Raw genomic sequence first — 13,188 nt, 5'->3', positions numbered from 1 at the left:
TTCAAAATATTTAGGATAACAAATTATGCATAATTCCTTTCATTAAAACAAGCTGTGCGTCAATTTCTCACAGCTTGTCATCCATTATTTTTGTTTATTACGTAAACGGTTCATAAGGCGTTGAATATCCGCTTTTTTTTGATCAGTTTCTTCCTTTAAAATTTCTATATGGTAATGTCCGTCTTTTTCTTCAATCTCCACACGATCTCCTACTTGCACAGGCTCGTTTATGGCTGATTGTATAATAATTAGTTGTTCCTCTTCATCTGGAAACTTTAAGAAAATAGCATAACCATCTTCAATACGGTCTAACGTGTATTTAGTCGAGCTCACTTAGCAGTTCCCCTTTCTCATTACGTAATTGAGCAGCATCTCCTTCGTTTAACCAAATCTGCTTCGTTGTCCATTTTAAATAATTTTGCCCTTCTCGTGCATTGGCTCCGCTTGTAATATAAATCGTTTTTCCTGGCTGCAATGATAGATTTGGAAAATTAAAAACTTGATTACCTTCAATAGAGATAAGCTGCCAATCTTTTAACGAAACTGCTTGCTGTCCATTATTTTTTATACCTACAATTTCACCAACTAAATCCTTGCTCGTGATTTCAATAGCGGGCGTCAGCGGAACTACTTCAGATGTTTTTTCAGTATTCGCCACAGAGGTTTCCTTCCCATTCACCGCATAGTTTACCCCATCTGTTGTCACAGTAATCGTTCCTATATCAGCCGTGGCATAGATTTTACTACCAATCTCCTTCAATCCATCTACCACTTCCGCATGTGGATGTCCATATTTATTATCTTTCCCATAACTTAATATCGTGACCTCTGGCTTTACAGCACGAATGAAATCCTCTGAACTACTAGTATTCGATCCATGGTGACCGGCTTTTAAAACTGTTGCTGACACATCATATTGCATCATTTCTTTTTCTAACGCTATTCCAGCATCACCTGTTAATAAAAAGGAGACATTGCCATAAACTATTTTTAACACAATCGAAGCATCATTATTATCTGATGCCTGCTCATTTGCATTTAAAACTTTCACAGTGACATCCTCATCAAACTTAATATTGTCACCTGGCGTCGGTACATCATAAGGAATATTTTTTTCATCAATCAGCGTCAACATTTCTTCAAATGTTTGAGATGTATGTACTTTTCCTGAATCGTAAAATTGCTCAATTGTCATTGAGTTTAATACAGGAATGAGCCCACCAATGTGATCAGCATCAGGATGTGTCGCCACTACTATATCGAGCTTACTCACCCCAAGTTCCCTTAAATAAGAAACTACTTGCGGGCCAGCTCCTTTTACACCTCCATCTACAAGCATTGTTTTACCATTTGGTGACTCTATTAATATAGAATCCCCTTGACCTACATCAATAAAATGAACGCGCATATCATGGCCAGCCGTTACAGGGATTTTTTCTGTCTGGATTGCTTCCGTACAGCCTGCTAATAAAAAAATACAAAGGAGCAATACTATTATTTTTTTCATCTACTAACTTCCTTTCTATTTTTTCATTATACAAAAAGAGAGCTAGCCATGGGCCGCTCTCCTTTTTTTAAACGAATATCCACCATAATATCATCGTAATAATTATTGTCACTAGACCTTGTAATAAGGTTGCAGCCGTTTGTGCTTTGTAGGCTTGTGTGACTTCCATACCGCTATACTGTGTAATTACCCAGAAGAAGCTATCATTGACATGGCTAACTGTCATTGCGCCAGCACCAATTGCCATTACCACTAATGCTAAAGGTACCGCCCCTTCAATTCCAAGTGTCACAAGCATTGGTGCTACTAAAGTAGATGTGATCACAAGGGCTGTTGTGGAAGAGCCTTGAGCTGTTTTTAATGCTGCTGCTACAATAAACGGTACAAGAAGGAATAAAGTACCTGATGCAAACACTCCTAAATCCATTTCCTGTAGAAGTTCTCCGACTCCAGCATTCTTAATAACGGTCCCAAATGAACCGCCAGCACCTGTAATCAGTAAAATAGGAGCCGCTTCTTTTAAACTCTCACCAATCCAACCAGTTAATGTCGTTTCATTGATTTCAGGAAGTAATAAAAATGCCGCTGCTACCCCTAAAAATAAAGCTACTGTAGGGGAGCCTAAAAATTTAAAAACTGTATTGAATGTCGACTCTGTATCACCCACTAATGCTGCGATCGAACCTAGACCAATCAAGACAATTGGCAGAACGATTGGTAAAAATGCTTTAAAAGTTGATGGCATTTTGCCAAAGGATTTAATAACTTCCTCATAATCCAATGCCTCTACCTCATCCTCAGGTACTCGAATTTTTGTCGCTACTTTTACCGACCATAGATAGCCTACAAATGTCGCTGGTATCGCTACTAATAAACCAATAACAATAACTGTACCTAAATAATCTGCTGCACCAATATTCCCTGCAGCTGCAATAGGACCAGGAGTTGGAGGTACTAATACATGTGTCGCAAATAAGCCTGTCGCTAAAGCTACTGCCATTGAAGCAATGGTTACATTTGCTCGCTTTGCTAAAGACTTCTGCAAGCTGGATAAAATAATAAAGCCAGAATCACAAAATACTGGAATGGACACAATGTAACCGATTAAAGACATCGCTAATTGCGGACGCTTTGGACCTACAATTCGTAATACCACTTCTGCCATTCGATAGGCAGCCCCTGATTTTTCTAATATTAAGCCGATAATCGTTCCAGCGATAATGACTAGTCCAATACTTGTCATCAAGCCACCAAATCCAGTATTTATACTTTCAACTACTGTTAATAATGGCATTCCTGAAGCAATCCCAACGAAGAAGGCACTAATTAATAGCGCTAAAAACGGGTGAAGCTTTAATTTAGCCGTCCCCAATACTACAAACAATACCCCTATTAAAATAATGATGAACAACATCTAGTCATCCCCCTTTTGTATGTAACACTCAATGATTTTCTTTATTTTTAAGCGAATAAAGTGAGCAGGTTCTTGCATGGCCTGCTGAACAGTGACCTCTTGATCTACTAATGACTCCACAACTGAAAAATACTTTTGCAATGTCCCCTTTGCCTTTACATCAATCCCACCAGACAATAATATTGCCTCTACGTTTGCTTGCTTAGCAGCTTTCGCCACCCCTAATGGAGCCTTACCATGTAATGTTTGTAGATCGGATTTTCCTTCCCCCGTAATCACTAATTGCGCATCTGCTAAATGGCCCTGTAACTTGACAGCACCCAAAACAATTTCAATTCCCGCATGAAACGTTCCTTTTAAAAATGCAATTAAAGCTCCTCCCATTCCCCCTGCAGCTCCCGCACCTTTATAATCATGAAGTCGAATGGAAAATTGTTTTTCTACAATATCTGCAAAATGTTTTAAACAATTATCAAAATGTACTATTTGATGTTTTTTGACACCTTTTTGAGGACCAAAAATGGCTGTTGCCCCACGTTCACCTATGAGCGGATTATCAACATCACAAGCGATCGTAAATGTGGCATCTGCTAATCTAGCATCCATCTGTCGAATATCAATAGTAGCTAATTTCTCTAAATTTAACACGCCATTCTCAAGCTCTGAACCATCCGTTGCTAATAATCGCACTCCTAATGCCTTCAGCATGCCAATCCCCGCATCATTTGTGGCACTTCCTCCAATGCCGATAATAAACTTTCTAAAGCCTTGATCGAGTGCAGCTTTAATTAATTGACCCGTTCCATATGATGTGGCAAGATTAGGATTTTTCTCATTGTCTTGTAACAGCATAATCCCAGATGCTTGAGCCATCTCTATCACACACGTCTCTTGATCTCCTAATACTCCATATTGAGCCTGGATAGCTCTTCCCAATGGATCTAATACATTTACTGAAAAATATTGACCCTCAGTAGAGGTGATAAGCGATTGCAGTGTGCCCTCTCCACCATCTGCAACTGGTAATATCATTGTTTCAATCGATTGATCCGCATCCAAGATCCCTCTTTGCATTGATTTTGCCACTTCCACAGCTGACAGCGTACCCTTATAGGAATCTGGACTAATTATGACTTTCATGCTCTACCTCCACTTTTGTCGTCCCTTGATATTTAAATTTTTTCTTAGTTAAGCGCTTACAATTTATTATAATGACAATAAATTCAGAAAACATTATAATAGGTGTACAATTTAACTGTCCTATAACAGAGTTTTTTTATGCGAGGTGTATAAACATGTTGACGAAAAAATTAGCAGAAGAAATCGTACACCAAACGATGTTACGCTTACGTCACAATATAAATGTCATTAGCCCAAGTGGAGTCATTTTAGCCTCTGGCGATAAAATGAGGGTGGAAAAAATTCATGAAGGTGCACTTTATGTGGCACAAACAAAAAAGACATTGATTATTAATGAAGAAAATATAGAGCTGTATCCAAATACGAAACCAGGCATTAATATGCCTATTATGTATCAGGATGAAGTGGTGGGTGTTATTGGCATAACAGGAGAATCAGATGACATGCTTGATATTGCCAATCTTGTGCAACTAACAACAGAAATCATGACACATCAAGCAATTGTTGAATCAAAAAGCGAATGGCAACGGAAAAATAATGATTACATATTTGAAGCGCTCGTTCACGGCAGTAAGCTCGATGCTGCATTAAATGAACGAATTCAGAAACTCCCCTTTTCACTACTAGCACCCTTTCAAGTGATTTTAGTAAGCTTAAATGAAACGTCATACGCCGAAAATACAATCCCTTTCTTTTTTGAGGATTTATTTTACAAACAGCCTATTCTTGCGGGACATAGCCAATTACAGGAATATTATATCTTACTGTCAAATTATGGAGAACAGAGTTGTCGCCCCATTATTAAAGCACTACGCAAGCAAAAACAGAAGCTACCTTCGCTTCAAATAGGAGTTGGTCCTGTTGTCCAACATCTATCACAGCTTCCTTATAGCTACCAAGGCGCTAGAACTGCGCTTGAATTTGCTACAATCCAAAATGAATTAACCTTTTTTGAGGACGTCGAGTTATTTTCCCTTTTTAAGCCTCGAGAATCAGATGAAGTACAAGCCTTTCAACATCGCATTCTTAAAAACTTAGATGCTAAACAGCTAGATACATTACAATTATTTTTTGACTGTAATTTACAGCTGAAGCTTTGTGCACAACAATTAAACATTCATCGTCATACACTTACTTACCGCTTAAATAAAATAAGAGAAATAACAGGCTATGATCCAACCTATTTTGAGGATGCCGTTATTCTAAAAATGGCCTGTACATTACAAAAGCTTCAAACAATAAAGGCAATCTGAACAACTCAGATTGCCTTTATTTTATCCATTATATAATTCATCTAAAAACTCTAGTTTTTTCCCAATCGCATCTTCAAAGGTCATAATATAGGCTGCTGGATCTTTCGGATTATGGAATTGTGTGATTTTTCCCGTCTTAGGATGAACAAATTTAGAAGAGGCTCCACAGCCTATTCCTAAAATCGTTTGTACTTCTTCCATAATGACAATATTATAGATACTTTCTTCACCAACTTTACTATAGCCGACATTTTCTAAATTACCTAAAATATTTTTTTGACGATATAAATAGTAAGGAACATAGTTATTTTCCTTTGTCCAAACCTGTGCCATTTCCATCATTTCAGCCACCGTATTACGATCTGCTACTTTATATTTATCCTTATTACGAGTCATCTCGGACGCACGTTTGAATGATAATGTATGAACCGTTAACGACTCTGGCTGCATTTTAGCAGATTCCTCTAATGAATGCTGGAATTCCTCAATTCCCTCATTCGGTAACCCAATAATTAGATCCATATTAATATTATTCATTCCCGATTCTCTTGCAAGCCAAAACTTATCAATTGTTTCTTGCACCGTATGATGACGACCAATTGCTTTTAATGTTTCATCTGTATAAGATTGTGGATTAACACTAATACGATCAATGCCCCATTTTTTAAGTACTGCTAATTTTTCAGGTGTAATCGTATCTGGTCTTCCCGCTTCAACTGTAACCTCACGAATTGTTTCTGGATTTGGGAATGATTCATACATCGTTTGATATAAGGCATCCATTTCATCTGCCTCAATTGAAGTTGGTGTACCGCCCCCCCAATAGATAGAGGTAATTTTCATATTATTGTCCTTCAGCCATTTACCCATTTCACGCAATTCAATGTGTAAGCCGTCTAAAAAGGTAGTCACACGACCTTGCTTACGGTTGCTACCAATGGCGTAGGCTGGGAATGTACAATAGGCACATTTCGTTGGACAAAATGGAATACCGATATAGACACTGATTTCCTGACCAATTTCATCAATATCAGGAATGGTTACTAATTGTCGTTCTACAATTTCCTTTAAAAGTGCCACCTTGTCTTCTGATAAACGAAAATCACGAATAAGAAGATCGGCAATTTCTTGCTCCGTTTTGCCTTCTTTTCTAAATTTATGATATAGCTTAGTTGGGCGCACACCTGTTAAAATCCCCCACTGTTGATGCATCCCAGTATATTGCTCCAGAACATCTAAAAACACGTGTGACAATGCACGTTTAATGCGAATATTTAGCTCACGACCAGTTGCAGCTGATTCGTATTGTATGCTGTATTCATTTTTATATTGCTTTCCATCTACATTCAGAACTGCTTTTGTGGATATGGAAAAATTGTCATCAGTTAGATAATCAAATGAAGCGGACATATCTGCTCCATTTGAATCAACCTTCAGCTTTGAATCCTCAAAAAATAAATTCGCTATATGATTTAGTACGCGAATCCAATCTTCAGGATATTTTTGATCTATGTGAATAATTTTCATTTACTTTCGCTCTCTTCTTTTCTTATTCCTGATATATTGCAGATTTAAGTTTAACAAATTTCTATGACTTTAAGCAAAGTTACAATGAGAAACTTATAAATAACAGAATATTCAGTTTAAAATAGACAATCTATTTATTTGTCATTATAATTTTTACAAAAGGTGGTGTTGATAGTGTTTATTTTAAAAAATAGCAACCGTACAGCCATTTCGAGCTTTATTCATCAAATAGAAGTAATATTCCACCAGTTTGATTTAGATCGTTGTGATGAAAAAACATTATATGTGACTGTCTTATTTAAATACGGTACACATAAAGCTCTGTGTGATTTTATCTACATTATTGACCAGCAAGAAATATATGGTGCAATTTCTATCAACAAGCACTACGAAAAAGTAAGAGATTTTATTCAACAACACTTCCAGCAATTTGTGCTGTATTCAGATGAAATGACATTAGCTAAAACCTTTATGAAGACAGTATCCTTTAAGGAATGTCTTCAACAATTTGCCAAAAGGTATCCAACCTACTTGTCCTCGAATAAGTCCATATGCCTTGAGAATTGCTGAATGACAGGTAAATTAAAAAATAGTATGCCAGGAAATCCTGGCATACTACTATTTCTTTTATTTTAAATAATCTTCAACAAATTCAACAGGTACATATGTCTTTGTGTTTTTTAGTGTTGGTGCTACGGTTAATGTACGCAATGCTTTGTTATAACCAAATGTTTTGTCTCCACGAGTTAGTGTGTAAGACATATTTCCTTTTGAAAGAATAGCCCCTTTACTTGTAGACTCCACTTTATATCCTAGCTTTTCAGCAATGACACGTAATGGCACCATTTTTGTTCCAGCTAAATCATAAGAATCTAATGCGATGATGCTCTCAATTTCTTCATTTACTGGATTTGTCGTATTTGCTGAATTATCATTAAGAACAATCACTTTAGATGGTGTTGTTTGGGCTGGAATACTTTTAGTAGATGCCGTATAGAAAACAACTAGATGCTGCTCTGCTAAATCTTTAACGTCTACCTTTTCACCTTCTACATTGAGTAGCTCTGTCTCTTTCCCAATATTTAATTTTAGAATATCATACGTATTAGTTAAATCTTCAAAGAAATAATCCACTTCAACAAAGCCCACTTTTTCAGTTTCAACAATAACAACCTCAGGATTAAATTGCGGTGGATAAATATATTTTTGAGGCTTATTAGCAAATGTATAAGCGATCACTTTATCACCTTTTTGAAGCGCTACTTTTTTTCCAGTATTATCAAATACAAGCGTATCTTTAGTAATTTCTAATACATTTGTTTGCTCGCCATCTTTGACTGTGTAATATGTAATGTTTTCTCCAACACGAATATCATCAACAGTACCGCGAGTATTATTGAAAATATGTACTGGATCTATTTGGATTTGTGGAACCTCCGCTGTCGTTGTATGTTCATTTGCTGATGCTACTGGCACAACGGCACTTCCAACTAATAATGCAGTCATGGCTACAGGTGCAAATTTTTTCATGTTCATAAAATCTCTCCTTATTGTTTGGATTCATAGGAGTAGTAGTTTTAACATGGAAAAAGTTTCATCGAAAACTGAAAAATACATTATAGATACTACATAAAATAAACTAAAAAGAGGAATTAAACAATATTATATTATTTTTTCTAATATGTTATATTCTTACTTGATTATTATTATAAGGAGATGTTGTATTGAAAAAGTTAATTATACCTATTTTACTATTTAGCCTTTTATTATTTGCTTGTGAGGCTCAACAAACAGAAGAACATTTTGTCCCAGAGCCTGCCAATTCTTCTAATGAAGAAGATTTAAATTTTTCTACTGATGAGTGGCAACAATTAGCATTTGATAGTTCATGGTATCGTAATCTGAATATTAATAGTGAAGATACATATTCTAAAATGGTAGATTTTGAAGGAGATCAAGTACCTGAAATTTTCATAGGTTATAATGGAACACACTATGGTTATATCATAGGTAAATACAATAAAGAAAACAAAACATGGTCGTTATGGACTTCCCTACAAGAAGAGACACCTATTCATGGAGAAGTACGTTTTAAAGGCTATTTGAAGGAACAAGACAATAAGGAGATACCCTTAATTACAGTTTTTAATGCTAATGCATCTAACTATTCTGAGGTGCTTCACTTACTAAAAGTTTCAAATGACAACAACAAAATTATTAGCGGTCAAACTTATAACCTCTCAATGAATAGAGAGTTAGTAATAGACAGTGCTAATTCATTTAGTATCCAAGCAGAAAGTTATTCAGAACACTATAAACTTCTAGACCATACAATTATAAATGAATATGGTACAACTAAGCTTTTTTCTGGATTACCTATTATTCAAAATGATAGCTTACTTACTCTTCTAAATCATAATTTCTTTCAAACTGGCATTATTTTTGGAGATTCTTATCCTACTGCCAAGATTAAAGCGGGTACTCCAAATTATGAAGACTTTTATGAAGGAGGCCTATGTTCTTTCTACGAAGATTATTTCTTTTGCCTAGGTGAAGATGAAATCCCAATTAGCCATTTTTATTTATCGAATTTTAGAAACAACGTAACAAAAGCAGATCTGGAACAAGCTGTTGGTCAAGGCATTCAAATTAGTTCATTTGAAAGATTTGAAAATCCTGATGATATTGTTTATTATGCTGATTTTGAATTCGATAACGTTTATTTTCATGCGGAGTTCAATCATAATCAAAGTGATGCAACTTTAGTGAATCTAACATTAAGCTTAACATTGCATAATAGCTAGAAGCGATAAACCACCAGTGAAAATTTACTGGTGGTTTCATCATTTGTTATTCTTTAACAATCTCACTCAAACCAGTAATATCGATACCATTTAATGCTTGGGTTGCTAGGCGGTCCGTTTCTGAATTGTCCTTACGTGAAATAAGCTGGTATTCCGCTTGGATGCTAAGCTGCTCTAACTTAGCATCAATTTTATCTGCCCAACTTGCTAATTCCTTTTCTAATGCTGGCCATTCGCCACTTAACTGATTGATGACCACCTGCGAATCTCCTATAAAGCGTACAGGTATATGGTGAACATGTAATAATTCTAGCTCCACTAAGCCTAAATAGAGCGCTGCATATTCCGCTTCATTATTTGATTTTAGCTCTGATGAAAAGGCATTTCTTCTTAAACGATAAGGCTTACCGTTTTGTTCATAATATATGGCACACCCTAGCCCCGCCTGCCTTGTCCCCCTGTCAAAGCCTCCATCAAAATAGACCGTAATATTATGGGGCTCTGTATCTATTTCCTTTAAATATGCTTTTAGTTCTTTTAATGTCCAATTTGTATTTTGTCGATCAATACAATGAAGGGACTTAACTCTTCCCGTTTTCTCCATATCCTCTGCAAGTAATAAAGCTTGAGCAGCTGGCATTTCTTCAGAACGTAAAACAGTTGTAGCTCCTTTAGGTGTTTTATAGGTCCATTCAATGAGTACATGCATAAGATTAACCTCCAATACGCTTGATTGAAACATAAAGTAAAAACGTGCACCGACCACTTGCGGATACACGTTTTTTTACTTACTTGTTATATGTGCAATTCTTAGGACAATTATTCCTTTTTAAATTGCTAATATCTTATTGAATTCCCTCATATAAACCTTGGATCGGTTTTATTAAAATACGATTCACTTCTTCGATCACCTTGCTTAACTTCATTTCAGCTTCAAGCATAGTTGATATTTTTTCATTTTGCTGTGCGAGCTGTGCCGCCTTTTGTGCATAGACAAGCTCATCTTCCAAAATATCCTCACCAGCTAGTTGTTTTTTCTGTAAATCGATTTGGATTTTACGGAAGTTTTTAAAGACATTTAATGCCTCTTCATCATTTTTTACAACTTCAACAGCAGCCTTTAAAGCTTCAAACTCAGAAGTTTTACGGAATGTTGCCTCAAGCGCATTAATGTCATTATAAATATTAATCATTTATACAATCTCCTTTTTAAATAAAGTAAACAATTAACCCTTGCACAATCCCAATCAATCCACCAAGAACTGCACCTAATACGGTAATCATTTTAAACTCACGTTTTGAAATACCTAATACAAGCTCCTCTAATTTTGCTACCGGGAAGGAATCTACCTGTTCTCGAACAACTTCTTGTAGATTTAAACGTTTTAATACATCCTCAAGTTTTTCCTCTGCTTTCACAAAAGCTTTGTCAATAACTTGTGGAATTACCGTATATTTGGCCCACTCATTTCCTTCAGGCCAGTAATAAGAAATCGGTTGATTTAAACGTTCAGAAATAGCTAATTGCTCTTTTACATACACTTGTAATTTCGATAAAATCGGCTCAAATTGAATATCTTGTAAAAAGTCCATTGCTGGTCGATCTTTTAATTTTTCCCATTCCTGTGTAAATATTTTCGTTAGTAAAGTTGAAGTTCCTGGTGCTTGTAGAAACTTCACAAGCTCACGTTGAACTTTTCCAACTAGTGAGGAGGAATCACCTAAAAACATGTTGATCATACCACCAAGAGACCCCTTGGATGATAAGAAGTCATCAATCATTGCCTTAATCGTCATTTCGCCTTCAGGTGATAAAAAATAATCCTCACCCTTTTCCAAAATATGATGTACGGCTACAGGAATTTTTGCATCAATTGTATTTTGAATATCTTCAGACAACAGTGTACGAATTGATTTTGTTGATAGTGTATTCTTTACTGACGCAAATTGTCCCTCAACAATCGCTTCAACCTTCTGCTCAATGGTACTGGGCATGTGTGAAAAGCCCGCTAAGTTTAGCCAATCTTGAATTGTTTTATCGTTTGTAAAGATTGTTTCTTCAACCTTTGTTTGCACAAAATGTTCTACTTTGTCCTGGATATCCTTTGAGAAAAATTTCTTTCTAAATGTTTCAGGCGTTAATAAATAATTCACGACTGTAAGGCCAAGCTGCTTCGCCAATTCATCACGTCTTTTTGGAATAAGTCCTGGTGTAAATGGTACACGCCAATTTTTAATATATATCGCATTATGTGGGCGAAAAAGCATTTTAATGGCCAAATGATTTGTTACGCCCCCAATAGCAGCCCCAATAATTGCCATAAAAAGTAATGTCACTAGAAAATTGTCCATTAGTATCCTCTCATTTCAATTGTATTCATGATTGGCGTAATTTGTCGCCTTCTGCACTCATTATAGCAGAGCAATGTTTTTCAACGAAAGAAATACCCTCTTTAGAATATCAAACTTATTCTATTACTATCTATGAAAAGCGAATAGTTGCAAAAATACCGTTATCCTTGAATAATATGAACTACATAGTACAGAAATGGGGTTAAATGATGATTCAGCATTTCAGTTTTAAACCTTTATTTGAAAATACTCAACTTCCAGGATGGTCCATTTCGTTTTTTTATCTGCGAGAACGATATGCAGCTGAGTATTTAAAGGACGGCACAATTCAATGGATAGGATCCATTCCTCCAAATGAGGAAGATGTTAAAAAAATGATTCATGAGCTTATGCTTTTCCACGTATACGAGTAACAAAAATAGTCATTTTTTCATGATACCCCCGCATAAAAATACCTATATTTACTATAAATAGCACGCCCTTTAAGCTAATTATGTTGATTCATGTTGAAATTTGTATATTTTTCTTATACATTTAGGGTATTAATTTAATAGTAAATGTTTTTTATGCAGGGGGCCATTTTAATGAGTAAAGTCGCACTTTCAGATGATCTAAACAGCTATAATTCCAAAGCGTTAATTCGTACAAAAGTAAAAGAATTATTTTCAGAATTTTCCACCAAAATATTCGAACTAGCCGATGAAGCTGGTGCTATTAACAGTAAAAAATTTGAAGCTCTTTCTGGCTTTAAAAGCGACTTTTATAATGAATATTGTAGTCAATTAAAGGGCTTTTTTGATTCTTCTGCTAGTACTTTCGGTAAGAAATCAATCAAAACTTTATATTTAACGTATAATGGTAAAAACTATATCCTCACACAACAGGGCATTACGGAAAAAGCGCCTGTATCCATAGCACCTTTTACTGAAGAAATACCTGTAAAGGAAACCATTCATGATGTTGAAAAGGCATGTTTAAAATTACGCTTCCAACAAGAATAAACCAGAAAGCATTTTTAAGTACGTAGAAAAGAGAGAGTCTCAAAAATGAGACTCTCTCTTTAGCTATAAAAAATAATTCATTTAAAAAAATCCGCAAGCTAAAGCACTCTTGAGATTTTTGACGTGTCGTATTATATGAGATGCAAAATGCTTCTTTCCCTAAACAAACTATCCTTTGCTCTTTTTTAAA

The 13,188-nt window shown here is 35.6% G+C and carries 14 protein-coding genes; 5 read left to right on the top strand and 9 right to left on the bottom strand.

Annotation, left to right across the window (positions count from 1 at the left end; genetic code table 11):
- Window positions 1-84: 84 nt before the first annotated feature.
- From SJW71_RS04470 to SJW71_RS04455, 4 genes are all read right to left on the bottom strand, one after another.
- Complete coding sequence (locus tag SJW71_RS04470) at window positions 85-333, bottom strand: DUF3006 domain-containing protein (protein WP_274794443.1); 249 nt, start codon at window positions 331-333, stop codon at window positions 85-87.
- Window positions 320-1,507: an MBL fold metallo-hydrolase gene (locus SJW71_RS04465; protein WP_429978519.1), complete on the bottom strand. Its 1,188-nt coding sequence runs from the start codon at window positions 1,505-1,507 to the stop codon at window positions 320-322. The genes SJW71_RS04470 and SJW71_RS04465 overlap by 14 nt, the downstream gene beginning before the upstream one ends.
- Before the next feature lie 67 nt (window positions 1,508-1,574).
- Window positions 1,575-2,921 (bottom strand): GntP family permease, encoded by a 1,347-nt coding sequence (locus tag SJW71_RS04460; protein WP_274794445.1) that lies wholly within the window; start codon window positions 2,919-2,921, stop codon window positions 1,575-1,577.
- Window positions 2,922-4,061 (bottom strand): glycerate kinase, encoded by a 1,140-nt coding sequence (locus tag SJW71_RS04455; RefSeq protein ID WP_274794446.1) that lies wholly within the window; start codon window positions 4,059-4,061, stop codon window positions 2,922-2,924.
- Between the two features lie 155 nt (window positions 4,062-4,216).
- On the opposite strand from SJW71_RS04455, the gene SJW71_RS04450 reads away from it, so the two are divergent.
- Window positions 4,217-5,314 (top strand): CdaR family transcriptional regulator, encoded by a 1,098-nt coding sequence (locus tag SJW71_RS04450; RefSeq protein WP_431811777.1) that lies wholly within the window; start codon window positions 4,217-4,219, stop codon window positions 5,312-5,314.
- 21 nt (window positions 5,315-5,335) lie between these two features.
- On the opposite strand, the gene SJW71_RS04445 is transcribed toward SJW71_RS04450, so the two are convergent.
- Window positions 5,336-6,841 (bottom strand): coproporphyrinogen III oxidase, encoded by a 1,506-nt coding sequence (locus SJW71_RS04445; RefSeq protein ID WP_322605821.1) that lies wholly within the window; start codon window positions 6,839-6,841, stop codon window positions 5,336-5,338.
- Between the two features lie 174 nt (window positions 6,842-7,015).
- Here SJW71_RS04445 and SJW71_RS04440 point away from each other — a divergent pair, with 174 nt between their 5' ends.
- A complete protein-coding gene (locus tag SJW71_RS04440; RefSeq protein ID WP_322605820.1) occupies window positions 7,016-7,411 on the top strand; it encodes a hypothetical protein in 396 nt (131 codons plus the stop codon).
- 57 nt (window positions 7,412-7,468) lie between these two features.
- Here SJW71_RS04440 and SJW71_RS04435 read toward each other — a convergent pair whose 3' ends face one another.
- A complete protein-coding gene (locus SJW71_RS04435) occupies window positions 7,469-8,377 on the bottom strand; it encodes a copper amine oxidase N-terminal domain-containing protein (RefSeq protein ID WP_274794450.1) in 909 nt (302 codons plus the stop codon).
- Between the two features lie 188 nt (window positions 8,378-8,565).
- Between SJW71_RS04435 and SJW71_RS04430 the strand changes: the two genes are divergently transcribed.
- Window positions 8,566-9,645 (top strand): hypothetical protein, encoded by a 1,080-nt coding sequence (locus tag SJW71_RS04430; RefSeq protein ID WP_274794451.1) that lies wholly within the window; start codon window positions 8,566-8,568, stop codon window positions 9,643-9,645.
- A gap of 46 nt (window positions 9,646-9,691) precedes the next feature.
- Here the strand turns inward: SJW71_RS04430 and SJW71_RS04425 are convergent, their stop codons facing one another.
- The 3 genes from SJW71_RS04425 to SJW71_RS04415 form a co-directional block, all read right to left on the bottom strand.
- Window positions 9,692-10,354: a ribonuclease H family protein gene (locus SJW71_RS04425; RefSeq protein ID WP_431811776.1), complete on the bottom strand. Its 663-nt coding sequence runs from the start codon at window positions 10,352-10,354 to the stop codon at window positions 9,692-9,694.
- 136 nt (window positions 10,355-10,490) lie between these two features.
- Complete coding sequence (locus tag SJW71_RS04420; protein WP_274794453.1) at window positions 10,491-10,838, bottom strand: YlbF family regulator; 348 nt, start codon at window positions 10,836-10,838, stop codon at window positions 10,491-10,493.
- Window positions 10,839-10,854: 16 nt separating this feature from the next.
- Entirely contained in the window at window positions 10,855-11,997 is a 1,143-nt protein-coding gene (locus SJW71_RS04415; RefSeq protein ID WP_274794454.1) for a DUF445 domain-containing protein, read from the bottom strand.
- A gap of 209 nt (window positions 11,998-12,206) precedes the next feature.
- Here SJW71_RS04415 and SJW71_RS04410 point away from each other — a divergent pair, with 209 nt between their 5' ends.
- The gene (locus tag SJW71_RS04410) at window positions 12,207-12,410 is read left to right on the top strand and encodes a YheE family protein (RefSeq protein WP_274797379.1); all 204 of its coding nucleotides are present in this window, start codon (window positions 12,207-12,209) and stop codon (window positions 12,408-12,410) included.
- A 171-nt stretch (window positions 12,411-12,581) separates the two neighbouring features.
- Window positions 12,582-12,998: a hypothetical protein gene (locus SJW71_RS04405; RefSeq protein WP_274794455.1), complete on the top strand. Its 417-nt coding sequence runs from the start codon at window positions 12,582-12,584 to the stop codon at window positions 12,996-12,998.
- Window positions 12,999-13,188: the final 190 nt, after the last annotated feature.

It is taken from the genome of Lysinibacillus sp. FW12, assembly GCF_050817245.1.
Classification (GTDB): Bacteria; Bacillota; Bacilli; order Bacillales_A; family Planococcaceae; genus Lysinibacillus; species Lysinibacillus irui.
The sequence above is the reverse complement of the archived record's forward strand: the minus strand, read 5'-3'. Positions and strand labels throughout refer to the sequence as shown.

What these genes read in the sequence shown, in the direction of transcription:
- SJW71_RS04405 (WP_274794455.1), top strand. Translation starts at nt 12,582, where the DNA reads ATGAGTAAAGTCGCACTTTCAGATGATCTAAACAGCTATAATTCCAAA.
- SJW71_RS04435 (WP_274794450.1), bottom strand. Translation starts at nt 8,377, where the DNA reads ATGAACATGAAAAAATTTGCACCTGTAGCCATGACTGCATTATTAGTT.
- SJW71_RS04410 (WP_274797379.1), top strand. Translation starts at nt 12,207, where the DNA reads ATGATTCAGCATTTCAGTTTTAAACCTTTATTTGAAAATACTCAACTT.
- SJW71_RS04450 (WP_431811777.1), top strand. Translation starts at nt 4,217, where the DNA reads ATGTTGACGAAAAAATTAGCAGAAGAAATCGTACACCAAACGATGTTA.
- SJW71_RS04465 (WP_429978519.1), bottom strand. Translation starts at nt 1,507, where the DNA reads ATGAAAAAAATAATAGTATTGCTCCTTTGTATTTTTTTATTAGCAGGC.
- SJW71_RS04425 (WP_431811776.1), bottom strand. Translation starts at nt 10,354, where the DNA reads ATGCATGTACTCATTGAATGGACCTATAAAACACCTAAAGGAGCTACA.
- SJW71_RS04445 (WP_322605821.1), bottom strand. Translation starts at nt 6,841, where the DNA reads ATGAAAATTATTCACATAGATCAAAAATATCCTGAAGATTGGATTCGC.
- SJW71_RS04415 (WP_274794454.1), bottom strand. Translation starts at nt 11,997, where the DNA reads ATGGACAATTTTCTAGTGACATTACTTTTTATGGCAATTATTGGGGCT.
- SJW71_RS04455 (WP_274794446.1), bottom strand. Translation starts at nt 4,061, where the DNA reads ATGAAAGTCATAATTAGTCCAGATTCCTATAAGGGTACGCTGTCAGCT.
- SJW71_RS04460 (WP_274794445.1), bottom strand. Translation starts at nt 2,921, where the DNA reads ATGTTGTTCATCATTATTTTAATAGGGGTATTGTTTGTAGTATTGGGG.
- SJW71_RS04420 (WP_274794453.1), bottom strand. Translation starts at nt 10,838, where the DNA reads ATGATTAATATTTATAATGACATTAATGCGCTTGAGGCAACATTCCGT.